This is a genomic window from Leisingera sp. ANG-DT, from assembly GCF_000813785.1.
Taxonomy (GTDB): domain Bacteria; phylum Pseudomonadota; class Alphaproteobacteria; order Rhodobacterales; family Rhodobacteraceae; genus Leisingera.
In genome coordinates this window covers 1-23,811 of sequence record NZ_JWLE01000046.1, presented here as the reverse complement: position 1 = coordinate 23,811, position 23,811 = coordinate 1, and the positions used below count along the sequence as shown (strand labels likewise).

Sequence of the window (23,811 nt, the reverse complement as noted above, 5' to 3'; positions counted from 1 at the left end):
ACATATATCTGTTCGCTATGCGAACAAAAGGGGTGGATGCGGCATTTCCAATTCCGTTTCCGATACCCCTTGAACCTTTCGGCGCGGTCCCTATAACGCAGGACAATTTGGGCGCACGCCAGCGCCCGTGATTCAAAGCCTGCCCGCGCGAAAAACCAGAGGAAGCCTGCCATGCCCAAAAGAACCGACATCCAGTCGATCATGATCATCGGGGCAGGCCCCATCGTCATCGGGCAAGCCTGCGAGTTTGACTACTCCGGCGCCCAGGCCTGCAAGGCGCTGCGCGAAGAGGGCTACCGGGTCATCCTGGTGAACTCCAACCCGGCCACCATCATGACCGACCCGGGCCTGGCCGACGCCACCTATATTGAGCCGATCACCCCCGAGGTTGTCGCCAAAATCATCGAGAAAGAGCGCCCCGACGCGCTGCTGCCGACCATGGGCGGCCAGACCGGCCTCAACACCTCGCTGGCGCTGGAAGAGATGGGCGTCCTGGAAAAGTTCGGCGTTGAGATGATCGGCGCCAAGCGCGACGCCATCGAGATGGCCGAAGACCGCAAGCTGTTCCGTGAGGCGATGGACCGCCTCGGCATCGAAAACCCCAAGGCCACCATCGTCACCGCGCCCAAGCGTGAAAACGGCACCGCGGACCTGGACGAAGGCGTCCGCATCGCGCTGGAAGCCCTCGATGAAATCGGCCTGCCCGCGATCATCCGCCCCGCCTTCACCCTCGGCGGCACCGGCGGCGGCGTCGCCTATAACCGCGATGACTACATCCACTTCTGCCGCTCCGGCATGGATGCCTCGCCGGTGAACCAGATCCTGGTCGACGAAAGCCTCCTGGGCTGGAAAGAGTATGAGATGGAAGTGGTCCGCGACAAGGCGGACAACGCGATCATCGTCTGCTCCATCGAAAACGTCGACCCGATGGGCGTGCACACCGGCGACTCGATCACCGTCGCTCCGGCGCTGACGCTCACCGATAAAGAATACCAGATCATGCGCACCCACTCGATCAACGTGCTGCGCGAGATCGGTGTGGAAACCGGCGGCTCCAACGTGCAGTGGGCGGTGAACCCGGCCGACGGCCGCATGGTGGTGATCGAGATGAACCCGCGGGTCTCGCGTTCATCCGCGCTGGCCTCCAAGGCAACCGGCTTCCCGATTGCCAAGATCGCGGCCAAGCTGGCGGTGGGCTACACCCTGGATGAGCTGGACAACGACATCACCAAGGTGACCCCGGCGTCGTTTGAGCCGACCATCGACTATGTCGTCACCAAAATCCCGAAATTCGCCTTCGAGAAATTCCCGGGCTCCGAGCCCTACCTGACCACCGCGATGAAATCGGTGGGTGAGGCGATGGCCATCGGCCGCACTATCCATGAATCGCTGCAAAAGGCGCTGGCCTCGATGGAATCGGGCCTTACCGGCTTTGATGAGGTTGCCATCGACGGCGTCGGCGCAGGCCCGTGGGAACCGGCAGGCGACACCGCCGCGGTGATCAAGGCCATCGGCCAGCAAACCCCCGACCGCATGCGCACCATCGCCCAGGCGATGCGCCACGGGTTGTCTGATGACGAAATCCAGACGGTCACCAAATTCGACCCCTGGTTCCTGGCCCGCATCCGCGAGATCGTCGAGGCCGAAGCGGAAATCCGCACCGACGGCCTGCCGTCGGATGCTGCCGGCCTGCGCGCGCTCAAGATGCTTGGCTTCACCGACGCCCGCCTGGCCAAGCTGACCGGCCAGAAAGAAACCGACGTCCGCAAGGCCCGCCGCGCCGCGGGCGTCAACGCCGTGTTCAAGCGGATCGACACCTGCGCCGCCGAGTTCGAGGCGCAGACGCCCTACATGTATTCGACCTACGAGGCACCGGCATTCGGCGACGTCGAATGCGAGGCGCGCCCCTCGGACAAGAAGAAAGTTGTCATCCTCGGCGGCGGCCCCAACCGGATCGGCCAGGGCATCGAGTTCGACTACTGCTGCTGCCACGCCTGCTTTGCGCTGACCGACGCGGGCTATGAGACCATCATGATCAACTGCAACCCGGAAACGGTGTCGACCGACTATGACACCTCGGACCGGCTGTATTTCGAACCGCTGACGTTTGAGCATGTGATGGAAATCCTGCGGGTCGAGCAGGACAACGGCACCCTGCACGGCGTTATCGTGCAGTTCGGTGGCCAGACCCCGCTGAAACTGGCAAACGCGCTGGAAGAGGAAGGCATCCCGATCCTGGGCACCTCCCCCGACGCCATCGACCTGGCCGAAGACCGCGAGCGCTTCCAGGCGCTGGTCAACCAGCTGGGCCTGAAGCAGCCGAAGAACGGCATCGCCTCCACCGACGAGCAAGCACTGGAAATCGCAGGCGAAATCGGCTTCCCGCTGGTGATCCGACCGTCCTATGTTCTGGGCGGCCGGGCGATGGAAATCGTTCGCGACATGGACCAGCTGAAACGCTACATCGCCGAGGCCGTCGTGGTCTCCGGCGACAGCCCGGTGCTCTTGGACAGCTACCTGGCCGGCGCGGTCGAACTGGACGTCGATGCGCTGTGCGACGGCAAGGACGTGCACGTCACCGGCATCATGCAGCACATCGAGGAGGCCGGCGTGCACTCCGGCGACAGTGCCTGCTCGCTGCCGCCCTACTCGCTTGAAAAGGACATGATCGAGCAGATCAAGGTCCAGACCAACGCCCTGGCGCTGGCGCTGAACGTGGTCGGCCTGATGAACGTGCAGTTCGCGATCAAGGACGATGAGATCTACCTGATCGAGGTGAACCCGCGCGCCTCGCGCACCGTGCCGTTTGTCGCCAAGGCCACCGACAGCGCCATCGCCTCCATCGCCGCCCGGGTGATGGCCGGGGAGCCGCTGTCGAACTTCCCGATGCGCCCGCCCTACGGCCCGGACGCTGGCTATGACGTCAACACCCCGATCGCCGACCCGATGACCCTGGCCGACCCGGACATGCCCTGGTTCTCGGTCAAGGAAGCGGTGTTGCCCTTTGCCCGCTTCCCGGGCGTCGATACCATCCTCGGCCCGGAAATGCGCTCCACCGGCGAAGTCATGGGCTGGGACCGCTCCTTTGCCCGCGCCTTCCTCAAGGCACAGATGGGCGCCGGCATGGTGCTGCCGTCCAAGGGCCGCGCCTTCATCTCGATCAAGGACGCCGACAAGGGCAAGCTGATGCTGGAAGCCGCGCAGATCCTGGTCGAGCAGGGTTTCACCCTGGTCGCCACCCGCGGCACCCAGTCCTGGCTGGACAGCCAGGGTGTCGCCTGTGATCTGGTCAACAAGGTCTATGAGGGCCGCCCGCACGTCATCGACATGCTGAAGGACGGCGACGTCCAACTGCTGATGAACACCACCGAGGGCGCGCAAGCCGTTGAAGACAGCAAGGAAATGCGCTCCGTCGCGCTTTACGACAAGATCCCTTACTTCACCACCGCGGCCGGTTCCAACGCCGCTGCGCGTGCGATCAAGGCGCAGGCCGAAGGGGATGTCGAGGTGAAGTCGCTGCAGGGGTGAACACGCTTCCGCAGACGCCCTGCTGTCACGGATTTAAACAGAAAGGCCCCGGGATTTCCCGGGGCTTTTTGCTTTGCGGTGCGGCCTTGCCGCCGGACATGGAAACAGCCCCGGGGGAACCAAGCGGGGCTGTTTCGCATTCTGATGCCGCGCTGTGGCAGCAACAGTATCTGTGCGCGGGCCTGCCTCAGCCCGCCTGGCGGATCAGCGCCTGCAGCTCATGGCCCAGCGGCGCCGCCAGCGACACACCGCGGCCGCTCATCCGGGCCTTAGAGGAAATCACCGACACCAGCTGCGGCAGCCGCCCGGGCCGCGTCTGCAGCACCGGAGAGCCGGACGCGCCGTAATCCACCCGGCAGGAGGTAATGACCGAGCTCTGGCGCGCCGACAGCACCTGGCAGGCGCTTTGCAGCCGGGGAGACGTGGCGTGGCTGTGCGAATAGGACATTACGTCCACATGCGCGCCCTTCTGCGGTGCCGCCGCCAGCGACAGCGGGCGGACAACATCGCCGCTGATCGCACGGTCCAGGCGCAGCACGGCAATGTCAGTGCCGGTCTGGAACTGGCTGGTCTGGCCGTGGCGGTAACCGGGGTGGATCACTGCCTTGGCAACTTTGCGGGCGGCCTTGGACTGGCGGCCGTTAAGGCCAGCTTCGAACCGGATGCTGCGCGGGTTAACCTGGCGGCCATGGCGGACATCAAACATGCAATGGGCCGCTGTCACCACCAGATCCGGCGCAATCAGCGTCGCCGTGCACATCGCGCGGCCGCCAATGTTCAGACGGCCCACCGCCTGCCACCCCGGCACCGTCTGCACTGCGGTCCCCTTCCCTCCTGCGGCCGCGCTGCCGGCGCTGCAAACGGTTGCGATGGCTAAAGCGGCGGCTATTCCCAGTAGTCGTTTCATAACTTTCACTCCATGTTCCCACATCTCCAATGTCGGTGAGCTGTGAGGCTGGAATGGGGCCTGCTGCGGTGCCGCGCTGGCAGAAAGATGCGCAGAATATGACAGGGTTAACAGGGTCTTAACAGGCGCTCGTTTTGCCGGAACTTGCGCCTGTAAACTCCTTATTTACTTAACGGGCGCCGTCAAATTTTGGAAAATTCCTTTAAAAAAACTGGAAAACCCTATCCGTTTCGTTAGGAGGAAAATCTGCGGTTTTCGCTGGTTTTACGCAAGTTCCGGCGCCGCTGGTAACTTCGCGGCCCAATTGCGGCGCAAATGAGCCTTAACAACCGGCTAATGGCCGGAAACAGCAGCGCCCAATTACTTAACCGCAAGGCACACCCATAAGGGGAACCGGCCCGCAGCCTATCGCCCGGCACTTCACCGCCGCTGCGCTTGCGCCGCGGGTTTGCCTGCGGCAAGGATGGGAAATCCACCTTTCAAAGGAGCCCCCGAATGCGCCTGACCCTGCTGCTGTCCGCCCTCCTGGCCTTGGCCGCCTGCGATGTGCCGCTGATCCCGCTGATTTGAACAACAAAAGCCCCGGCGCTGCCGGGGCTTTGTTCATCTGGCCGCGGGCACCCTGCCCCGGGTTATTTCTGCGACACCCGCTTGTGCACCTCTTCGGCGCTTTCGACCCGCTCGGAATAACGGTCGGTCAGGTAATCCTTGCGGCCGCGCACCAGCCAGGTGAATTTCACCAGCTCTTCCATCACATCCACCAGGCGGCGGTAGAACGGACCCTCGGGCAGGCGCGCGCCCTCCTCAAATTCCAGCCAGGCCTTGGGGATCGAGCTTTGGTTCGGGATTGTCAGCATCCGCATCCAGCGGCCCAGGATGCGCATCTGGTTGACCGCATTGAAGCTTTGCGAGCCGCCCGACACCTGCATCACCGCCAGCGTCTTGCCTTGAGTGGTGCGGATGCCGCCCTGCAGGGACAGGGGCAGCCAGTCGATCTGCAGCTTCATGATGCCGGTCATCGCGCCGTGGCGCTCCGGGCTGGACCAGACCATGCCCTCGGACCAGACCGCCAGCTCGCGCAGCTCCGCCACCTTGGGATGCTCCGCCGCGCCCGCATCATCGGGCAAAGGCAGGCCTGAGGGGTCGAAGATCCGCGTCTCGCAGCCAAGCGCACGCAGCACCCGTGCCGCCTCCTCTGCCGCCTTGCGGGAATAGCTCACCTCGCGCAGGGAACCATACAGCAGCAGGATGCGCGGCGGATGGCGCGGATCATCCGGTGCTGCCAGCGTCTCCACGTCGATTCCATGCAGCTGCCCTTCCGCAATGCCGGGCAGGTCGCTCAGATCCGGTGTGTCAGGCACTTTCTTCTTCCAGATGCAGCTTCATATCCAGCAGCACCTGCTGCAGCAGCACCGTCTCGCGCAGCAGGCGCTTGGCCTCGTTCACGGTGATGATGCCGTCTTCCATTGCAGCCTGGTATTCGCACATCAGCTGGGCAAACCGCTGGCTGAGAGCAATCACGTCCGAGTTCACACCGCCGCTGCGGCCGGTTTCCTCAGCACTGCCGTTGCCGTTGTAGGACAGCGTGATGTTCTTCAGATCCGCCAGCGCCGAGGTCACATGCGGAAAGGACGCCGCACTTTCCAGCTTGGCCACCGCATCCACTGGCATAAACCGGTCGGCGTGCTCTGCATTGTCCGAATAATAGCGCCCCAGCGTCGCCTTCGACTTGCCGGTGATCTGGCAGGCGGCTTCGATGCCGACATCCTTCACCAGCGCTTCTGTGTGCTTCTTCAGATACGTCCCGATTTCAGCCATATACGTCCTACCTGGCTTGCCCGCCGCCCCTTAGGGGAACGAACTGATTGTTTTCCCATTTCTGAGTTGTAGAGGAATTGCGATACCTTATCCATCCCTCAGGTTTTCAGGGATTTAGCAAGTGACATGGTGCAATTGGCATCTGTTGTCCAGTGCAAAGCAGGACGGAGTGAGTGACGGCCTGCCTTCAGGGTAATTGGTCTGCCCGGAACTTGCGCTCTCCGGGGCAAATGGCGTTGGCCGCTAACAGGGGTTTTGTTCCACCCCGGCCGCGTCTGCCCCGGTGAGCCTTCTCAGGCCGCAAGTCCTGCACTGTTTCCGCCAAGAAACCGGTTTCCCCGGCGCCGCCATGCGGGTAAACCCGCCGCCATGGCCAAGCTCTATTTCAACTACTCCACCATGAACGCGGGCAAGTCGACGGTACTGTTGCAGGCGTCACACAATTACCGCGAAAACCATATGGAGACCTACCTGCTCACCGCCCGCCTGGACGACCGCGCAGGTATGGGCAGAATCGCTTCCCGCATCGGCATCGGCGAGGAGGCGGACATGTTCGCCGCCGGTGACGACCTTTTTACCCGCATCAAGGCGCGCCTGGCCCGCGGTCCGCTGGCCGCGATTTTCGTGGATGAAGCCCAGTTCCTGGAGCCTGCGCAGGTCTGGCAGCTGGCCCGCGTGGTCGATGATCTGCGGGTGCCGGTGCTGGCCTACGGATTGCGGGTGGATTTCCAGGGCAACCTTTTTCCCGGCTCCGCCACCCTTTTGGCGCTGGCAGATGAAATGCGCGAGGTCCGCACCATCTGCCATTGCGGCAAGAAGGCCACGATGGTGGTCCGTCAGGACGATCAGGGCCGGGTGATGACCGAGGGCGACCAGGTACAGATCGGCGGCAATGAAACCTATGTCTCGCTCTGCCGCCGCCATTGGCGCGAGGCGGTGGGAGACCTGCCTAAAAGAAAAACAGCAGCGGAATAACCCGCTGCCGCTTCTTTCTGGTTCAAAATACTCCCGGGGTCCGGGGCGGAGCCCCGGTTCCAAAAACCGGCCTCAGACCCGGTTCGGCAGCGCCTCGCCAGCCAGATAGGCCGCAACATTGTCCAGCGCCATATGGCCCATGTTGCTGCGCACTTCCTCCGTCGCGGTGCCCAGATGCGGCAGCAGGGTGGCGTTGTCGAGATCAATCAGAGCCTGCGGCACTTTGGGTTCGAACTCATAAACATCCAGACCCGCACCGCCAATACTGCGGTTCTGCAGCGCCTCGATCAGCGCCGCCTCCTCCACCACTTCGCCCCGGGCGATGTTGATCAGATGCGCGTGGGGCTGCATCGCGTTCAGCACCTCGGCGTTGATCAGATGCGTGGTTTCGGCCCCGCCCGGCACCGCCACCACCAGGAAATCGACCTCGCCTGCCATGGAAATCAGGCTCTCGGCGCGGTCGGCCGGGAAGTCCAGTTCCTTGGGGGAGCGCGCCACATAAGACACATCCATGCCAAAGCCGAAATGGCAGCGCCGCGCAATCGCCTGGCCGATCCGGCCCATGCCGGCGATGCCGACGCGTTTGCCGGTGGCGTGCAGGCCCAGCATCTGGGTCGGGTGCCAGCCCTCCCAATCGCCCTTGCGCAGCATCCGCTCGCCCTCGGAAGCGCGGCGCGCCGACATCAGGATCAGCGTCATCGCGATATCGGCGGTGGCATCAGTGACCGCGCCCGGCGTGTTGGTCACCTCGACACCCGCCGCCCGCGCGGCCTCCACGTCGATGTGGTTGTAGCCGACGCCGAAGTTTGCCAGCAGCTTGCAGCGGGGCGTGCCCGCCTTGGCAAAGATCTCCGCGGTGAACTTGTCGCCCAGCGTCGGCACCACGATGTCGAACTCGCTAAGCGCGCGCAGCATCTCCGCCTCGCTCATCACCGCGTTGGTCTCGCGGATTTCCAGATCAGCAAAGGCCTCCCGCGCCCGTGCCGTGACCGCTGCCGTCATCGGCCGCGCAATCCAGATTTTCATTTCAGTGCATCCTCCCGCCCAGCGGGACCTGTCCATCGGGACCCGCCAGGAATATCTCTCCGTTTTCATCCGGCAGGCCCAGAACCAGGATTTCTGACATGAACGTGCCGATCTGCCGCGGCGGGAAGTTTACGACGGCCAGAACCTGCTTGCCCACCAGCGTTTCCGGCATGTAATGCGCCGTAATCTGCGCTGAGCTCTTTTTTACGCCAATTTCCGGCCCGAAATCGACCCAGAGCTTGATTGCCGGCTTGCGCGCCTCGGGAAACGGCTCCGCACGGATGACTTCACCGACCCGGACATCGACTTTCAGGAAGTCGTCAAAGGAAATCTCAGCCACGCGACAGCTCCTTGGAGCGGTTGGTTGCCGCCGCCACCGCACGGTTCAGCAGTGCCGGGAAGCCGTCGTCATCATCCATCAGAACTTCCAAAGCGGCCTGGGTGGTGCCATTGGGGCTGGTCACATTGATGCGCAGCTGGCTGGGGCTTTCCTCTGCCGCCTCTGCCAGCGCGCCGGCGCCTGCGACGGTTGCCTTGGCCAGCTGCATCGCCAGTTCGGCGGGCAGCCCCTGCGCCTCGCCCGCGACGGCCAAGGTTTCGATCAGGTGGAACACATAGGCGGGACCGGAGCCGCTGACGCCGGTGACGGCATCCATCTGGCCCTCGTTGTCCAGCCGTACAACCTGACCCACGGCCTTCAGCAGCCCTTCGGCCCGGTCGAGGTCGGCGTCGCTGGTGTGACTGTTGCCGATAATCGCGGTAATGCCGCGCCCGACGGCGGCCGGCGTGTTCGGCATCGCCCGCACGATCGGCGACTGCGCACCCAGCACATCCTCGAAGGTTGCGATCGAGGTGCCTGCCGCCACCGAGATGAACAGAGTGGAACCATTGCCGTAGCTCTGCAGCGTGGGCAGCGCCTCGCCCATCATCTGCGGCTTCACCGCGATCAGCACAATGCCCGGCGCCGCGGGCAGTTCTGCGTTGATGCGGACGCCGGTGCCCTTCAGCCAGTCCGACGGGTTCGGGTCAATCACCCAGACCGAGGATGCGGGCAGTCCGCCCTCCAGCCATCCGGCCAGCATCGCCGATCCCATCTTGCCGCAGCCCAGCAGCACCAGGCCGCGTGCAGCAATATCCTGCATATCCATCTTAAGCCCCTCCCCTTGGTGTCAGGTTCAGGGCACAGGTTTACGCCCGGCCGTAGGCCTCTGCAATGGCGACCTGCATCGCCTCCTGCGGGCTGCGCTGGCCCCAGACCGCCAGCTGGATCGCCGGATAGTAGCGCTCCGCATTGGCGACGGCTGCATTCAGCATCGCGTCGATCTGCTGCGGGCTGGCCATCTGGCCGCCGGACAGCATCAGCCCGTAACGGAACAGCATCAGCTTGTGGTCTGCCCAATAGGTAAAGGAGCCTTCCCAGCACTGGTCGTTCATGCAGTTGATCAGCTCATAAAGCCGCGGCAGTTCTGCCTCCGGCGGCTCCATCTCAAAGCTGCAGACCAGCCGCAGGCATTCTTCATAGCCCGACCAGGCCAGCGTCAGCGAATAGGTGCGCCACTGCCCTTCCACCGACATCGCGATCTGATCGTCCCCGACCCGGTCAAAGTCCCAGTCGTGGTGCGACGCCAGATGCTCAACGATGTCGATCGGATGGACGTCTTCTTCCAGGTGAAGCTCGGATAGTGCCATGATGCCACCTCTCTTTTTGCCTAGCACACCAGGGCCCATAGGCGCCCTATAGCTAGGTTTTTGTGCTATGGGCCGGGGAGGCATCCCCGCTCCCATACTAGATATGGTGGAGCCGAAAAAGTGATCTGGCAACCCTTTATTTTGGGGATATCTGCAATAACTTGTGGATGAACTATCCACAGCCCCCTAAATGCCGGCTGCGCGACTATGAAACGGGCGGCTGCAAAGGTAAAGCCCGGACAGCCGCCCGCGCCCTGTATTTTGTGTCTTGATCTACCCCTTGTGAATTGCCGGTTCAGGGCTGCCGCGACACCTGCGGGTCCATCGCGTCAAAGGATACCGGCCAGAATTCCGACAGGAACCCGGCGGCCTCCTGCTCAGAGGCCTCAGAGCGGTTGCCCGCGCGGTCATAGGCCCGGCCCATCGTATAACGCAGCGCAGTCCCGTCCCCGTCCGGCGTCAGCTGGTAGGTCTCGGGCAGCTCAACGCCGTCCCGGGCCGGGTCCTTGATCCGGGTCGAGAAATAGTCGAAGGGCTGCCAGTCCGTGATCCTGTACACAAACTCCGCCAGCGAATGGGCGCAGTGATAGACCGATCCCGGCCCCAGGCGGCCTTGCGGGTTCTCCATCCGCATAGCGCTGACCTGATCCATCCACCGCAGCTTGAACTCCGGCGCAGTCAGCGCCTCCCAGACCAGCTGCGGCGAGGCGTCGAACCGGCGCCGGTAAGTCCAGACCCCGTCTGACTCCTCCAGGAAATCCCGCTCCTGCCCGGCCCGGAAGTGCTCCCAGGCGCGGGCCAGGTCATAGACCTGCATGGAGACATCGCCGAAATGCTCGATAGCTTGCGAATAGGGCTGCATCGCCGCCTGCAGCTGCATCGCCTCTACCGCCGCATCGCTGAACAGCGCATAGCTGCGCACGCCGGTTTCCGCCGCGGCCTCGGTCTTGGTCATCCGGTGCACCAGGATCACATCTGCGCCAGACAGATCCTTGACCGGACCCACCTGCATCTCGTCAAAGGCGCCGTAGTGGACGATCACCTTCAGATCCAGCCCGCCCGCATTGGCGCAGGCGCGGCAGGGGCATGTGGTATTGGCCACGATATCCTGCCGCCGGGCGGCGAACGCGTTATAGAGGTTCTCGCAAAACGTGAGCATCAGATCGCCGGAGACCAGCTCAGCCCGGGATGAATAGGCCAGCACTGCGTCGCCTTCCAGTTTCCAGAAATGCAGCGGCTCCCCGACCTGCTCCGCCACCGCCTGCAGCAGCGACTGCAGGATCGGATTGGCGTGGTCCAGCTCAGATGAGGTCAGAAACTGCGTGTAGCCGGAAATATCCGCAATCAGCATATAGCCGTTTTGTGCCGTCATCTTACCAGTCCCCCGCTGAACAAACCCCGGGCGCCGCAAGGGCAGCCCGGGACCAGTATAGCAGAACACATCGCAATTTGCGCATGAATGACGGTCCGCGCGTGCCATAGGCCGTGCGACAGGTCTGTCAGCCCTTCAGCGGAAGGCCGGGCCATGCGCCCAGACGGTCAGCGACTTGCGGGTGCCCCGGGTGACCGGCGTCACCTGATGCAGCAGGAAACTCGGGAACACCGTGGCACTGCCCTGCACCCGGCTGGCGGCCACCACATGGGCGCCCGGCATGATTTCCAGATCGCCGCCGTCATAAGATCCGGGCTTGCTCAGTTGCACCACCAGGCTCAGCTTGCGCTTGCCCGCCACCGGCCCGTCGCCGATGTCGGAATGCCAGGCGAAATGCCCCGCATCGTCAGCCTTGTAACTGGCCGCCTGCGGGCTTTCGGCAAACTCGCGAAGATCAAAGCCGAAGCGCTCCTTGTTGGCGCGGCGCACCACAGAGATCAGCCGGTCCATCACCCAGCCGGTGCCCGGCACATCGTCCAGCCATACCACGCTGCCGCGGCGCAGGTTGTGATCGCGGGTCTGGCCGACCAGCAGCGCTTCGCTGTCCGGCGCTTCCTCTGATTTGCGGATGATTTCGGCGCATTCCTGCGTGCTGAACGCCCCCGGCACCGTATAGACAGAAACCATGCTGTGATCCTCTGATGAAACTGAGGCAGCATGTACCGCCCGGCCTGCAAACCGCTGCGCAGTTTTCGACCCCGCAGGCGGAAAGCGACCAGTTTTTACCCACAGGCCCGCAGGGCAGCTATGCGCGGGAGACAGACCGCCGCACGACAAACCCGTTTTTGACGATTTCGGTGGCAAAGCCGCGGGCTGCGAAATACGCGGGCAGCTCGCGTGCGAGTTCAGTTCTTACAAACATAACTTCGCTCCACTCAGAGAAGTGAAGCTCTACCTGCTCGAACTGATCCAAAAGCCTGTCAGAAAGCGCCTCGTGCGGCTTTATGGCAAACAATGCGCTATTCGGCACCGCTGCATTCCGCTTCCAGAGGCTTTTGGCAAAGGCTCGGTGAGCTGGAAGGTCGGCTAGCCAGAACGCTTCGCCGCATGGCGGCAACTCGTTTCCGCTAAGCTCTTCGATTGCAACGGTGATGCGCATTTTGCTTACTTTTAGCCTCCGTGTCCTCCTGCACGCTAAAGCTTAATGCGAAAACAAAAAAGCCCGCCACAGGTTTCCCTGCAGCAAGCCTTATAACACCATACGGCGGGCAATCTGCCCGCGCCCTGGCTTACTTCTGTGCGGCTTCCAGCGCGTCCAGACGGGCCTTCAGCGCTTCATTTTCCTCGCGCGCTTTCTGGGCCATTGCGCGCACTGCGTCGAATTCCTCGCGGGTGACGAAGTCGCGGTCGGCCAGCCAGCGGTCGATCATGCTTTTCAGCGCGGTGTCCGCCTCATCCTTGGCGCCCTGGGCCACGCCCATCGCGTTGGTCATCAGCTGCGAAATATCGTCCAGGATCTTGTTGCGGGTCTGCATGTTCTTCTCCGTCTCGGGGTTGATCCCTATATGGGGAAGCGCGCGCGCGGCTGCAAGCCGTTGACTTTCCCCCCGTTGACTTCCCCCAAGGACCAAAGGCATTCAGTCGCCCATGCAGGCCATGATCCAATTCCCCGACCTTTCGCCCGAGATTTTCTCGATCGCCATCGGCTCCTTCGAGTTTGCCCTGCGCTGGTATGCGCTGGCCTATATCGCGGGCATCGTCATCGCCTGGCGCCTCGCCGTGGCCGCCCTGCGCCGCCCCGGCCTCTGGCCCGCAAACCAGCCGCCGATGAAACCGCAGCAGGTCGAGGATCTGCTGACCTGGATCATTCTCGGCGTGATCCTCGGCGGGCGTCTGGGTTTCGTGCTGTTCTACCAGCCGACTTATTACCTGGCGAACCCTGCGGAGATCCTGAAGATTTGGCAGGGCGGCATGGCCTTTCACGGCGGCCTCATCGGCGTGATCGTGGCAACCCTGATCTATGCTGCACGCCACAACATCCCGAAACTGCAGATCGCCGATCTGGTCGCCCATACCGTCGCGCCTGGCCTGCTGCTGGGGCGGCTGGCGAACTTCATCAATGCAGAACTTTGGGGCCGCCCGACCGATCTGCCCTGGGGCGTCGCCTTCCCCGGCCAGGCGGCACAGGACTGCGGCCAGGCGCTGGGAGAGCTCTGCGCCCGCCACCCTTCGCAGCTATATGAGGCGCTGATGGAGGGGCTGATCCTTGGCGCCCTGCTCTTGTACCTTGCCTGGCGCCGCGGCGCCTTCCACACCCCGGGCCGCCTCATGGGCGTGTTCCTCGCGGGCTATGGCCTTGCCCGCTTCATTGTCGAGTTCTTCCGCCAGCCGGACGCCCAGTTCGTCACCCCCGGCAACCCGCTGGGTCTGGCCTGGCACATTGACGGCATCGGCCTCACCCAAGGCCAGGCGCTGTCGCTGCCGATGATCGCCATCGGCCTCTGGTTCCTGATCCGCGCCCGCCGCGCGGCCCGGAGCACGGCATGAGCCTGCAGAATCATCTGACCGCCCGCATCCGCGCCGATGGCCCGATGTCCGTCGCCGACTACATGTCCGACTGCCTGCTGCATCCGCAGTTCGGCTATTACACCACCCGCGACCCGCTGGGCGCCAAGGGCGATTTCACCACCGCGCCTGAGATCAGCCAAATGTTTGGCGAACTCCTCGGCCTCTCCCTCGCCCAGGCCTGGCTGGATCAAGGCGCGCCTGCGCCCTTCACTCTCGCCGAACTCGGCCCCGGCCGCGGCACCCTGATGGCCGACCTCCTGCGCGCCACCCGCGGCGTGCCGGGTTTTCACGCCGCCATGCAGATCCACCTGGTGGAGGCCTCGCCCGCCTTGCGCGGCGTGCAAGCCAAGGCGCTGAAGGACCAGGCTCCCCGGTGGCAGGACAGCGTGGATGCCCTGCCCGATCAGCCGCTGTTCCTGGTCGCCAACGAGTTCTTCGACGCGCTGCCCATCCGCCAGTTCATCCGGGCAGGTGACGGCTGGAGCGAAATGCGTATCGGCCTGCAGGACGGCGCGCTTGCCTTCGGCCTCAGCTCCGCCGCGTCACAGCCCGCGCTGGCGCACCGGCTGGAAGACACAAAAGACGGCGATCTGGTCGAACTGTGCGAGGCCGCCGCCCCCATCCTACACGCCATCGCCGCCCGAATCGCCGCCCGTGGCGGCGCCGCGCTGATCGTGGATTACGGCGACTGGAGGGCGCTTGGAGATACGCTTCAGGCCCTGCGCGCGCATGAACCCGCCGATCCGCTGCAGACGCCGGGAGAGGCCGATCTAACAGCGCATGTGGATTTTGAGGCGCTGGCAATGGCTGCAAAAACCGCAGGTTGCGCCTTTACCCGCCTCACCCCGCAGGGCGTGTTCCTGGAACGGCTTGGCATCACAGACCGCGCCCGTGCCCTGGCCGCGCCGCTGCAGGGTGCGGCGCTGGACTCCCTGATCGCCGCACATCGGCGGTTGACGCACCCGGAGGAAATGGGAAACCTGTTCAAAGTGCTCGGCCTCTACCCGCCCCAGGCCGCCCCATTGCCAGGATTGAACCCATGACGCTTGAAATTCTCACGTCCGATCTGCTTGGCCCGGTGCGGCACGGGTTTTTCACCCGAAAGGGCGGCGCATCCTCCGGTATCTACCGCGGCCTGAACTGCGGCCTCGGCTCCACCGACCAGCGCGAGGCGGTGCAGATCAACCGCAACCGCGTCGCCGCCGCGATGGAGGTGCCGCCGGAACACCTCAACGCCGTGCACCAGGTCCACAGCGCCGACGTGCAGGTGGTGAAAGAACCCTCGCAGGAGCGCCCGCAAGCAGATGCAATGGTCACCAATGTTCCGGGGCTGGCACTGTCGATCCTGACCGCCGACTGCCAGCCGGTACTGTTCTCCGACCCCGATGCGGGCGTCATCGGCGCCGCCCACGCAGGCTGGCGCGGCACCCTGGACGGGGTGCTGGAAGCCACTTTGGAAGCGATGGAAGGCCTCGGCGCGCGGCGCGAAAACACCGCGGCGGTGATCGGCCCGACCATTTCCCAGCGCGCTTATGAGGTCGGCCCGGAGTTCTTTGACGACTTCATGATGCAGGACGACGCCTATGCCCGCTTCTTCGCCAATGGCGAAGGCGACCGCTACCTGTTCGATCTGCCCGGCCTTGGGTTGCACAAACTGCGCCAGGCGGGGATCGGCGCGGCTGAGTGGAGCCGCCACTGCACCTATTCGGATGCGGAGAAGTTTTTCTCCTTCCGCCGCGCCACCCACGCGAAAGAGGCCGACTACGGCCGTCTGATCTCCTGCATCCGGCTTTAAGCCCGCGTTAACCAATGCGGATCTGCGCAATTGTGGCGGATTTTATTAAATTCCGCCGCATTCACTGTTTCCGCTACGGAAACCCGCCATGCCGCGCTGGCATTTCCCTTTGAAATCAGCCTCCTGCAATCGCAGGTAAAGCCGCACGCCAGCCGCCCCCCGGCCTGCGGCTTGGCCGAAAATGCCCCCGGCGGGTCATAATCCGGGCGCAAAGATTACCCATAAACAGGTCAGAACAAACAAAACCGCAGCCGCCCGGCGACACGGGTGCAGCTGCAGGGCGAAGGACAGACTGACCATGAAGATGAACAAGCGTTTCATTGCCTCGATCACCCGCTCCGCCAAGAGCGAAACCGTGACCCTGCCCTGGGTTGCCGCCCGCCGCCGCCGCGGCCAGGCGCAGCTTCAGCCTGCAGCACGGAAACTGGGTTAACGCCGGGGACGGATGCCCCGGCAGCGGCACCCCTGGCGCAGCTGCGCCAGCCCGGCCAGCCGCCAACGGGGCATCCAACCGGCCTGAAGGCGCGGCCCGCTGAAACTGCCGCAGCCCCGCCGCCCGCCGTTAACCAGTTTGATTCAGATTTTTTGACAATTCGAATTAATTGCTGCCAATTTGGGCGCATCATATCGTTCAAGCACGTCTGCGTTGCCGGTGGGGGCCGATGCAAGCGGGCAGTTTGAAAGGAGAGGTCTGCTGTCATGACCATCCCGCACTCGCTGCACAGGGCTGCAGCCAATGCCGTCGAAGCCACTGCAATCCTGCAGGACCCCGCTGCGCTGCGCAGCGCGAACAAGCCGCAGCTGCGCCGCTATGAGGTCAGCTGCCTGCTGCCCGGCGGCGGCATCTCGGAAACCCGCCATATCGCCCCGGCCCTGCCGCTGTTCGAGGACGCCTTCAGCGCCTTCTCCCGCGGTTCGCTGGTGGAAACGGCACAAGGCCCGATCGCGGTCGAGGATCTGCTGCCCGGCGATGAACTCCTGACCCGCGACGGCGGCAGCCAGCCGCTGCTGTGGATCGGCCGCACCAGCGTGCTGCCCGGCCGCTCCGGCAGCCGCAGCTGCACTCTGACCAGCTTCATGGCAGACAGCCTGGGCCTGCAGAAACCCTCTGCCAGCCTGGTGGCAGGCCCCGCGGCGCGCCTGCTGCGCACGCCGCCGCACATGCAAGGATCAGGCGACGGCCAGCTCTTGACCCTGGCCTCGGAATTCCAGGACGGCATGAGCATCTTTGAAACCGCGCCGCCGGCGCCGGTCGACCTTTACCACCTGTGCCTGCCCCGCCATGCGGTGATCACCGTCGGCGGCCTCGCATTTGAAAGCTACCACCCGGGCCCCGACGCGCTGAAACTGGCAAGCTATGCAATCAAGACGCTGTTCTTGAACCTGTTTGCCCATGCCGACAGCATCCAGGGATTCGGCCCGCTGGCGCACCCAAGGGCTGACAGCATCAGCCAGCCGGGGCCTGCCATTCTATGAACCGGGAGCGGCGGGCGGGCTCGCCCGACATTGCCGCCCTCACCTGAAGAACTGCCTCAGGCCTCGCGTGCCAGACGTTCTTCCAGCACCTCAAACGGCACGCCCGGCTCATCCTTGGCGCCGCGGATCACCAGCGAGGTTTTCACGCTGGCCACATTCGGCGTGGTCAGCAGATCGCCGGTCAGGAAGCTCTGGAACGTGCTCAGGTCAGGCGACACGCATTTCAGGATGAAATCCACCTCGCCGTTCAGCATGTGGCACTCGCGCACCAACGGCCAGCTGCGGCATTTCTCTTCAAAGGCGCTCAGCTCCGCCTCGGCCTGGCTCTCCAGCCCCACCATGGCAAACACCTGCACCTCGAACCCCAGCTCGCGGGAGTTCACATCTGCGTGGTAGCCGTGAATCAGCCCGGCCTCCTCCAGCGCCCGCACCCGGCGCAGACACGGCGGCGCCGAAATCCCGACCCGCTTGGCCAGTTCCACGTTGGTCATCCGCCCATCGGCCTGAAGCTCCGACAAAATCTTGCGATCAATCGGATCAAGACGGGTTGTGACCATGCTGGAAACTCCTGTGAGATTTGCGTTTCTTATAGCACCGCCACCGCAGCGCGCAATATTGTTTCAGCGTCGCGCAATATTCTTTGCAGCTCGGGCGCGCAAGCCGCAATGCGCAACCCTGCGGCAAATTTGTATCCCGCGGCATGCAGCCCCTTGGGGGTTTAAGCCTGCCCGCCCTGCCGCTATATGCATTGCCTGACGGCGGCACACCCGCCAGGCTGCATTAGTTGGGGACACAACACATGAGCGAGACGCGCCACACCAAGGTTCTGATCATCGGCTCCGGGCCTGCCGGCTATACTGCGGGGGTCTACGCGGCCCGCGCCATGCTGGAGCCGGTCCTGGTCCAGGGGATCGAACCCGGCGGCCAGCTGACCACCACTACCGAGGTCGAGAACTACCCCGGCTTCACCGAGGTGCAGGGCCCCGACCTGATGATCAAGATGCAGGAGCACGCCCAGGCGATGGGATGCGAAGTGATTGGCGACTACATCACCTCGCTCGACACCACCAAGCGCCCGTTTGTGGCCAAGGCTGACAGCGGCACCACCTTCACCGCCGACGCGGTGATCCTGGCGACCGGCGCCCGCGCCAAATGGCTCGGCCTGGAAAGCGAAGAGAAGTTCAAGGGCTTCGGCGTTTCCGCTTGCGCCACCTGCGACGGCTTCTTCTACCGCGGCCAGGAGATCGTGGTGATCGGCGGCGGCAACACCGCCGTGGAAGAGGCGCTGTTCCTCACCAACTTCGCCTCCAAGGTGACCCTGATCCACCGCCGCGACGAGCTGCGTGCCGAAAAGATCCTGCAGGACCGCCTGTTCAAGAACGAAAAGATCGAGACTCTGTGGTTCCACACCCTCGAAGAGGTTGTCGGCACCGACAATCCGCTGGGGGTTGAGGGCGTCGTGGTCAAGAACGTGCAGACCGGCGAAGTCAAGGAAATCCCCTGCAAGGGCGTCTTTGTCGCCATCGGCCACGCGCCGGCCAACGAGCTGGTCAAGGACGTGCTGGAGCTGCACAACGGCGGCTATGTAAAGGTGAAGCCCGGCTCCACCGAGACCTCGATCCCCGGCATCTACGCCGCCGGCGACCTGACCGACCACAAGTACCGCCAGGCGGTCACCTCGGCTGGCATGGGCTGCATGGCGGCGCTTGACGCCGAACGCTTCCTGGCCGAGCAGGAGTAACAGGGATGCCGCATGATTTCGCCGCGCAACGGGCTGAAACCGTTGCGGCATTCAACGATCTGCAGGCCGAACACGGCCTGCCGGAGGTGGCGGACGTGGATTATTTCTTCGTCCCCGCCCGCACCGGCGCCGACTGGCGCCCGCTGGCCGAGGAACTGAGCCGCGAAGGCTATGCTTGCGAGTTCTTCGAGGCTGACGGCGAGGATCCCGCCTATCTGTCCGCCACCCTGCAGGACCAGATCATCTCTGCCACCGGCATCTGGATCGGCGAGGAACTGGCCACCCGCGCGGCCCTCTCCCACGGCTTTGCACCGGACGGCTGGGGGCTGGAGGGCTGACCCCGGCAGCTGGTCTTCTCAACTTCTCCGGCACCGTCTGGCGCATTCTTTTCCGCTCTCAGGCGGATCGGCCCTTGGCTCCGGCCCGCGCTCCTGAGGGCCGTTTTCACCACAGCGGCCAGTTGGCGCTTTATACTTCGCTCAGCGCAGAGGGAGCGGGCATTGCCATCCGCCGCTATGTCTCTTCCGATGACCCGCCGCGCATCATCCTGCCCCTGCAGGTGAAAGACATCCGACTGGCGGATCTGCGCGGCCGGCCAGAGGTCTCCGCGGTCTGGCAGGACATCCGTGCCAGGGGCACTCCTTCACCGACCTGGGTCTTTTCTGATACCGCCCGGACGGAGGGGGCGCAGGGGCTGCTCTACTCATCCCGCTCTCGCCCGGACTTAACCCATTTGGTCTTGTTCGGCAGCGGCCTGCCCGTGCTTTCCCTTGCCGGTCCGCCCGCCCCGTGGCTCTCACCGCCTGCAACCGGGCATTGACCCCGCCCCCGCGCGCCCGCAGTCTGCACCCGGAAACCGCGAACAGGAGGACCCGGGTGGCAAGCGCGCTCTGGCAAGGCAACTGGATCACCCGCACCCGGATCGTCACCGGGCTGGTGCTGCTGACCTATGCCTTCTTTCACTTCCTCAACATCGGCCTCGGCCTGATCTCACCCGAATGGATGGACGAGTTTCAGGACGCCCGCCAAGTGATCACCCGCAGCCTGATTGGCAGCCTGATCCTCTATGCGTCGCTGATCCTGCACGCAGGCCTCGCGCTGTGGAACCTGGCCCGCCGCCGCACCCTGCGGATGCGCTGGGGCGAGGCGCTGCAGACTGTGCTTGGCCTCCTGATCCCGCTGCAGCTGATCGCCCACATCGTCTTTACCCGCTACTCGCACGAGGTCTACGGCACCAATGACGAGATGCCCTATCAGATCATCCTGATGTGGGCCTCGCCCGAGATCTGGCAGCAAAGCCTGCTGCTGCTGGCAGTCTGGATCCACGGCTGCATGGGATTGCACTACTGGCTGCGCCTCACCCGCTGGTGGCGCCCGCTGATCCCCTGGATGGCAGGCGTGGCCGTGTTCATCCCCGCCTTCGCCTTTGCCGGCCTGCTGACAGAGGGCCGCCGCATCTATGACCTGTTTGTTGAAGGCACTGAGCGCGCCGCGCTGATGGCGGATTTCAACTGGCCCAGCCAGCAGGCCTTTGCACAGATGTTCGAGACAGAGACGCTCTGGCTTTCGATCTTCTTTGCACTGCTTGGCGTCACCGCCGCCGCCTATCTCCTGCGCAAGCTGCTGCGCCGCCGCCGGGCGGTCACCATCCGCTACGCCTTCGGTCCGGAGATCCGCGCCGAGCGCGGCATGACCCTGCTGGAAATGTCACGCGCGGGCGGCGTCCAGCACACCTCCCTTTGCGGCGGCAAGGGGCGCTGCACCACCTGCCGCGTGGTGGTGGACGAGGGCAGCGAGCATCTGCCGCCCCCGGAACCGCCCGAGGCACTCAGCCTGGAACGGGTCAAAGCGCCTGCCAACATGCGGCTGGCCTGCCAGATCCGCCCGCAGGCGCCGCTGACGGTCACCCGCTTGTTCCGCCCTGACGGCCGCAAGGGCCGCGCCCATGCCAGCCAGGGCAGCGAGCAGCAGCTTGCGGTGCTGTTCCTCGACATGCGCGGCTTCACCGCCCGCACAGCGGGACAGCTGCCCTATGACGTGGTGTTCCTGCTGAACCGCTTCTTCGACGCCATCGTCCCCGCCATTACCAATGCCGGCGGGACGGTGGACAAATACCTCGGTGACGGGCTGCTGGCGCTGTTCGAGGAGCGCTCCCCTGCCCGCTCGGCCCGCGCCGCGCTGGAGGCCGCCGCCGCCATCGGCACCGCGCTGCAGGACTTCAACGCCCAGCTGGCCGCCGACGGCGAACCGGAAGTCCGCATCGGGATCGGAGTGCATCTGGGCGAGCTGGTGCTCGGCGAGATAGGCAGCGCCGCCCATGCCCCGCGCACCATCATCGGCGGCAGCGTCAACACTGCCAGCCGGCTCGAGGCCAAGACCAAGGAACTCGGTGTCGAGCTGCTGATCTCCGCCCGGGTGCTGGAGGCCGCAGGCTATGATTCGGACCATCTGCCGCTGGAAACCTTCCAGCTGCGCGGCGTTTCCAGGCCGCTGGACGCCCTGCCCGTGCCCCACGCCGCCGCCCTGCCCCGCACCCTGGCCGGAGAACAGCGTTAGGCCCGGCGTCCAAACCGCAAAACGGGTGTTTGCCCTTCCGGTCCAGCCCGCGCCAGCTATCCATCCCAGCACGCCGGGGGAGAACAAGCAGACCTGCTACCCGCGCCCGTTGCAGCCCTGCAACGCAGCAGATTTTCGCCAGCTGCGGCCAATTCCCCCTTTGCTTCCGCAGCAAACCATGTAATGCGTTCACGCGTGAACACACTTTTAACCCGTTGACCGTACTGCTGCCGCTCGTGACCGAAACCGCATCCATATCCACACCGGAAGGCGAAGACCTGCTGTTCCGCCTCCTGCGCCAGCTCGATACGGCGCCGGACGCCTCGCAGCGCGCCACCGCCGCGGCGGTGGGGATCTCGCTGGGGCGGCTCAACACCCTGCTGCGCGCTGCGGCCGAAAGTGGCCTGATCACCATCAGCGCCCGCCCCGGTCCCGACAAGCGGCAGCGGTTTGCCTATTCGCTGACTACCCGGGGTGCTGCGGAAAAAGTGCGGCTCACCGATCAATTCCTTGCCCGCAAGCTCGCAGAATACAACGCGCTGCATGCGGAACTCACCGGCTCCGCTAGCGGCCTCCCCCCTCTCAAACACAGGACCCATCCGATGCAAAGCAATCTGGCTCCCATCCCTGAGCTTTATGTCTCCTACGAAAGCGCCCAGAAACTGAAAGTCGAAGCAGCCGACCTGGTCAGCTGGGATCTGACCCCGCGCCAGATCTGCGACCTGGAACTGCTGATGAACGGCGGCTTCAATCCGCTTAAGGGCTTCCTGTCTGAGGCTGACTACAACAGCGTCGTCGACACCATGCGCCTGACCGACGGCTCGCTGTGGCCGATGCCGATCACCCTGGATGTGTCCGAAGATTTCGCGGCCAAGCTGGAAGCGGGCCAGGACATTGCCCTGCGCGACCAGGAAGGCGTGATCCTCGCCACCATGACCGTCACCGACAACTGGGTGCCGAACAAGGCAAAAGAGGCCGAGAAGGTCTTTGGCGCCGATGACGACGCGCATCCGGCGGTGAACTACCTGCACAACCAGGCCGGCAAGGTCTACCTGGGCGGTCCGGTCACCGGCATCCAGCAGCCCGTGCACTATGACTTCCGCGGCCGCCGCGACACCCCGAATGAGCTGCGCGCCTACTTCCGCAAGCTGGGCTGGACCAAGGTTGTTGCCTTCCAGACCCGCAACCCGCTGCACCGCGCCCACCAGGAGCTGACCTTCCGCGCCGCGCGCGAAGCCCAGGCCAACCTGCTGATCCACCCGGTGGTCGGCATGACCAAGCCGGGCGACGTCGACCACTTCACCCGCGTGCGCTGCTACGAAGCCGTCCTGGACAAATACCCGGCCGCCACCACCTCCATGTCGCTGCTGAACCTGGCAATGCGCATGGCCGGCCCGCGCGAGGCGGTCTGGCACGGCCTGATCCGCAAGAACCACGGCTGCACCCATTTCATTGTCGGCCGCGACCACGCAGGCCCCGGCAAGAACTCCGCCGGCGACGATTTCTATGGCCCCTATGACGCGCAGGACCTGTTCCGCGAGTTCCAGGGCGAAATGGGCATCGAAATGGTCGACTTCAAACACATGGTCTATGTGCAGGAGCGCGCCCAGTACGAGCCGAACGACGAGATCGCCGACCGCGACAACGTCACCATCCTGAACATCTCCGGCACCGAACTGCGCCGCCGCCTGGCTGAGGGCCTGGAAATCCCCGAGTGGTTCTCCTTCCCCGAGGTGGTCAAGGAACTGCGCAAGACCAAGCCGCCGCGCTCCAAGCAGGGCTTCACCGTGTTCTTCACCGGCTTCTCCGGCTCCGGCAAATCCACCATTGCCAACGCTCTGATGGTCAAGCTGATGGAAATGGGCGGCCGCCCGGTCACCCTGCTGGACGGCGACATTGTTCGTAAGAACCTGTCGAGCGAGCTGGGCTTCTCGAAAGAGCACCGCGACCTCAACATCCGCCGCATCGGCTATGTGGCCTCCGAGATCACCAAGAACGGCGGCATCGCCATCTGCGCCCCGATCGCGCCTTACGCCACCACCCGCCGCGCCGTGCGCGAGGACGTGGAACAGTTCGGCGCCTTTGTCGAGGTGCACGTTGCCACCTCGATCGAGGAATGCGAACGCCGCGACCGCAAGGGCCTCTACAAACTGGCCCGTGAAGGCAAGATCAAGGAATTCACCGGCATCTCCGACCCCTATGACGTGCCGGCCAACCCGGAACTGTCGGTTGAGACCGAAAACGTCGACGTCGACAACTGCGCCCACCAGGTTCTGCTGAAGCTGGAAAGCATGGGCCTGATCAAGGCCTGAGCCTGACGGCACAGCGAGACATGAGAGCGGCCCGCCAATTGGCGGGCC

The 23,811-nt window shown here is 64.3% G+C and carries 24 protein-coding genes; 12 read left to right on the top strand and 12 right to left on the bottom strand.

Features of this window, described 5'->3' with window-relative positions:
• Window positions 1-171 precede the first annotated feature (171 nt).
• Window positions 172-3,528, top strand: coding sequence for a carbamoyl-phosphate synthase large subunit (gene carB, locus RA21_RS21035; protein ID WP_039152433.1), 3,357 nt, complete (start codon window positions 172-174; stop codon window positions 3,526-3,528).
• A 187-nt stretch (window positions 3,529-3,715) separates the two neighbouring features.
• On the opposite strand, the gene RA21_RS21030 is transcribed toward carB, so the two are convergent.
• The 3 genes from RA21_RS21030 to RA21_RS21020 form a co-directional block, all read right to left on the bottom strand.
• A complete protein-coding gene (locus RA21_RS21030; RefSeq protein ID WP_039152432.1) occupies window positions 3,716-4,435 on the bottom strand; it encodes a trypsin-like serine peptidase in 720 nt (239 codons plus the stop codon).
• Between the two features lie 632 nt (window positions 4,436-5,067).
• A complete protein-coding gene (gene arsH / locus RA21_RS21025; RefSeq protein ID WP_039152430.1) occupies window positions 5,068-5,796 on the bottom strand; it encodes an arsenical resistance protein ArsH in 729 nt (242 codons plus the stop codon).
• The gene (locus RA21_RS21020) at window positions 5,789-6,253 is read right to left on the bottom strand and encodes a hypothetical protein (protein ID WP_019296046.1); all 465 of its coding nucleotides are present in this window, start codon (window positions 6,251-6,253) and stop codon (window positions 5,789-5,791) included. Before RA21_RS21020 ends, arsH begins: the two co-directional genes overlap by 8 nt.
• Window positions 6,254-6,622: 369 nt before the next feature.
• Here RA21_RS21020 and RA21_RS21015 point away from each other — a divergent pair, with 369 nt between their 5' ends.
• The gene (locus RA21_RS21015) at window positions 6,623-7,228 is read left to right on the top strand and encodes a thymidine kinase (RefSeq protein WP_039152428.1); all 606 of its coding nucleotides are present in this window, start codon (window positions 6,623-6,625) and stop codon (window positions 7,226-7,228) included.
• 72 nt (window positions 7,229-7,300) lie between these two features.
• Here RA21_RS21015 and RA21_RS21010 read toward each other — a convergent pair whose 3' ends face one another.
• The 8 genes from RA21_RS21010 to RA21_RS20975 all read right to left on the bottom strand — a co-directional run bounded on the left by RA21_RS21010 (window position 7,301) and on the right by RA21_RS20975 (window position 12,850).
• Window positions 7,301-8,254, bottom strand: a complete 954-nt coding sequence (locus tag RA21_RS21010; protein WP_039152426.1) for a 2-hydroxyacid dehydrogenase — start codon at window positions 8,252-8,254, stop codon at window positions 7,301-7,303.
• Window position 8,255: 1 nt separating this feature from the next.
• Complete coding sequence (locus RA21_RS21005) at window positions 8,256-8,594, bottom strand: tRNA-binding protein (protein ID WP_039152425.1); 339 nt, start codon at window positions 8,592-8,594, stop codon at window positions 8,256-8,258.
• Window positions 8,587-9,402, bottom strand: coding sequence for a pyrroline-5-carboxylate reductase (proC, locus tag RA21_RS21000; protein ID WP_039152423.1), 816 nt, complete (start codon window positions 9,400-9,402; stop codon window positions 8,587-8,589). The genes RA21_RS21005 and proC overlap by 8 nt, the downstream gene beginning before the upstream one ends.
• A gap of 40 nt (window positions 9,403-9,442) precedes the next feature.
• On the bottom strand, window positions 9,443-9,943 hold the full coding sequence (locus RA21_RS20995; protein WP_019296041.1) for a YbjN domain-containing protein: 501 nt from the start codon (window positions 9,941-9,943) through the stop codon (window positions 9,443-9,445).
• 295 nt (window positions 9,944-10,238) lie between these two features.
• The gene (locus RA21_RS20990; RefSeq protein ID WP_039152421.1) at window positions 10,239-11,315 is read right to left on the bottom strand and encodes a DUF2652 domain-containing protein; all 1,077 of its coding nucleotides are present in this window, start codon (window positions 11,313-11,315) and stop codon (window positions 10,239-10,241) included.
• A 135-nt stretch (window positions 11,316-11,450) separates the two neighbouring features.
• Window positions 11,451-12,002 carry a 2OG-Fe(II) oxygenase gene (locus tag RA21_RS20985; protein ID WP_019296039.1) on the bottom strand — a complete coding sequence of 184 codons (552 nt, stop codon included), beginning with the start codon at window positions 12,000-12,002 and terminating at the stop codon, window positions 11,451-11,453.
• Between the two features lie 118 nt (window positions 12,003-12,120).
• Window positions 12,121-12,474, bottom strand: coding sequence for a hypothetical protein (locus RA21_RS22725; RefSeq protein ID WP_152610605.1), 354 nt, complete (start codon window positions 12,472-12,474; stop codon window positions 12,121-12,123).
• A gap of 130 nt (window positions 12,475-12,604) precedes the next feature.
• Window positions 12,605-12,850 (bottom strand): accessory factor UbiK family protein, encoded by a 246-nt coding sequence (locus RA21_RS20975; protein WP_019296037.1) that lies wholly within the window; start codon window positions 12,848-12,850, stop codon window positions 12,605-12,607.
• 112 nt (window positions 12,851-12,962) lie between these two features.
• Here RA21_RS20975 and lgt point away from each other — a divergent pair, with 112 nt between their 5' ends.
• From lgt to RA21_RS20955, 5 genes are all read left to right on the top strand, one after another.
• Entirely contained in the window at window positions 12,963-13,862 is a 900-nt protein-coding gene (lgt, locus tag RA21_RS20970; protein ID WP_019296036.1) for a prolipoprotein diacylglyceryl transferase, read from the top strand.
• A complete protein-coding gene (locus RA21_RS20965) occupies window positions 13,859-14,926 on the top strand; it encodes a class I SAM-dependent methyltransferase (protein WP_039152415.1) in 1,068 nt (355 codons plus the stop codon). Before lgt ends, RA21_RS20965 begins: the two co-directional genes overlap by 4 nt.
• Entirely contained in the window at window positions 14,923-15,678 is a 756-nt protein-coding gene (gene pgeF, locus RA21_RS20960; protein ID WP_039152413.1) for a peptidoglycan editing factor PgeF, read from the top strand. Before RA21_RS20965 ends, pgeF begins: the two co-directional genes overlap by 4 nt.
• Before the next feature lie 298 nt (window positions 15,679-15,976).
• The gene (locus tag RA21_RS23460) at window positions 15,977-16,111 is read left to right on the top strand and encodes a hypothetical protein (protein WP_019296033.1); all 135 of its coding nucleotides are present in this window, start codon (window positions 15,977-15,979) and stop codon (window positions 16,109-16,111) included.
• Between the two features lie 266 nt (window positions 16,112-16,377).
• A complete protein-coding gene (locus RA21_RS20955; protein ID WP_019296032.1) occupies window positions 16,378-17,154 on the top strand; it encodes a Hint domain-containing protein in 777 nt (258 codons plus the stop codon).
• 56 nt (window positions 17,155-17,210) lie between these two features.
• On the opposite strand, the gene RA21_RS20950 is transcribed toward RA21_RS20955, so the two are convergent.
• On the bottom strand, window positions 17,211-17,711 hold the full coding sequence (locus RA21_RS20950; RefSeq protein ID WP_019296031.1) for an Lrp/AsnC family transcriptional regulator: 501 nt from the start codon (window positions 17,709-17,711) through the stop codon (window positions 17,211-17,213).
• Between the two features lie 242 nt (window positions 17,712-17,953).
• Between RA21_RS20950 and trxB the strand changes: the two genes are divergently transcribed.
• The 5 genes from trxB (at window position 17,954) to RA21_RS20925 (ending at window position 23,763) form a co-directional block, all read left to right on the top strand.
• Window positions 17,954-18,895, top strand: a complete 942-nt coding sequence (gene trxB / locus RA21_RS20945) for a thioredoxin-disulfide reductase (RefSeq protein WP_039152411.1) — start codon at window positions 17,954-17,956, stop codon at window positions 18,893-18,895.
• A 5-nt stretch (window positions 18,896-18,900) separates the two neighbouring features.
• Window positions 18,901-19,233 carry a ribonuclease E inhibitor RraB gene (locus tag RA21_RS20940; protein WP_019296029.1) on the top strand — a complete coding sequence of 111 codons (333 nt, stop codon included), beginning with the start codon at window positions 18,901-18,903 and terminating at the stop codon, window positions 19,231-19,233.
• Complete coding sequence (locus RA21_RS20935; RefSeq protein WP_342586531.1) at window positions 19,215-19,715, top strand: RES family NAD+ phosphorylase; 501 nt, start codon at window positions 19,215-19,217, stop codon at window positions 19,713-19,715. The genes RA21_RS20940 and RA21_RS20935 overlap by 19 nt, the downstream gene beginning before the upstream one ends.
• A gap of 56 nt (window positions 19,716-19,771) precedes the next feature.
• Window positions 19,772-21,451, top strand: coding sequence for an adenylate/guanylate cyclase domain-containing protein (locus tag RA21_RS20930; protein WP_039152408.1), 1,680 nt, complete (start codon window positions 19,772-19,774; stop codon window positions 21,449-21,451).
• 236 nt (window positions 21,452-21,687) lie between these two features.
• The gene (locus RA21_RS20925) at window positions 21,688-23,763 is read left to right on the top strand and encodes a bifunctional sulfate adenylyltransferase/adenylylsulfate kinase (protein ID WP_039152443.1); all 2,076 of its coding nucleotides are present in this window, start codon (window positions 21,688-21,690) and stop codon (window positions 23,761-23,763) included.
• Window positions 23,764-23,811 lie beyond the last annotated feature (48 nt).

What these genes read in the sequence shown, in the direction of transcription:
- carB (WP_039152433.1), top strand. Translation starts at nt 172, where the DNA reads ATGCCCAAAAGAACCGACATCCAGTCGATCATGATCATCGGGGCAGGC.
- RA21_RS21030 (WP_039152432.1), bottom strand. Translation starts at nt 4,435, where the DNA reads ATGAAACGACTACTGGGAATAGCCGCCGCTTTAGCCATCGCAACCGTT.
- RA21_RS21020 (WP_019296046.1), bottom strand. Translation starts at nt 6,253, where the DNA reads ATGGCTGAAATCGGGACGTATCTGAAGAAGCACACAGAAGCGCTGGTG.
- RA21_RS21015 (WP_039152428.1), top strand. Translation starts at nt 6,623, where the DNA reads ATGGCCAAGCTCTATTTCAACTACTCCACCATGAACGCGGGCAAGTCG.
- RA21_RS21010 (WP_039152426.1), bottom strand. Translation starts at nt 8,254, where the DNA reads ATGAAAATCTGGATTGCGCGGCCGATGACGGCAGCGGTCACGGCACGG.
- proC (WP_039152423.1), bottom strand. Translation starts at nt 9,402, where the DNA reads ATGGATATGCAGGATATTGCTGCACGCGGCCTGGTGCTGCTGGGCTGC.
- RA21_RS20995 (WP_019296041.1), bottom strand. Translation starts at nt 9,943, where the DNA reads ATGGCACTATCCGAGCTTCACCTGGAAGAAGACGTCCATCCGATCGAC.
- RA21_RS20990 (WP_039152421.1), bottom strand. Translation starts at nt 11,315, where the DNA reads ATGACGGCACAAAACGGCTATATGCTGATTGCGGATATTTCCGGCTAC.
- RA21_RS20985 (WP_019296039.1), bottom strand. Translation starts at nt 12,002, where the DNA reads ATGGTTTCTGTCTATACGGTGCCGGGGGCGTTCAGCACGCAGGAATGC.
- RA21_RS22725 (WP_152610605.1), bottom strand. Translation starts at nt 12,474, where the DNA reads ATGCGCATCACCGTTGCAATCGAAGAGCTTAGCGGAAACGAGTTGCCG.
- RA21_RS20975 (WP_019296037.1), bottom strand. Translation starts at nt 12,850, where the DNA reads ATGCAGACCCGCAACAAGATCCTGGACGATATTTCGCAGCTGATGACC.
- lgt (WP_019296036.1), top strand. Translation starts at nt 12,963, where the DNA reads ATGCAGGCCATGATCCAATTCCCCGACCTTTCGCCCGAGATTTTCTCG.
- RA21_RS20965 (WP_039152415.1), top strand. Translation starts at nt 13,859, where the DNA reads ATGAGCCTGCAGAATCATCTGACCGCCCGCATCCGCGCCGATGGCCCG.
- pgeF (WP_039152413.1), top strand. Translation starts at nt 14,923, where the DNA reads ATGACGCTTGAAATTCTCACGTCCGATCTGCTTGGCCCGGTGCGGCAC.
- RA21_RS23460 (WP_019296033.1), top strand. Translation starts at nt 15,977, where the DNA reads ATGAAGATGAACAAGCGTTTCATTGCCTCGATCACCCGCTCCGCCAAG.
- RA21_RS20955 (WP_019296032.1), top strand. Translation starts at nt 16,378, where the DNA reads ATGACCATCCCGCACTCGCTGCACAGGGCTGCAGCCAATGCCGTCGAA.
- RA21_RS20950 (WP_019296031.1), bottom strand. Translation starts at nt 17,711, where the DNA reads ATGGTCACAACCCGTCTTGATCCGATTGATCGCAAGATTTTGTCGGAG.
- trxB (WP_039152411.1), top strand. Translation starts at nt 17,954, where the DNA reads ATGAGCGAGACGCGCCACACCAAGGTTCTGATCATCGGCTCCGGGCCT.
- RA21_RS20940 (WP_019296029.1), top strand. Translation starts at nt 18,901, where the DNA reads ATGCCGCATGATTTCGCCGCGCAACGGGCTGAAACCGTTGCGGCATTC.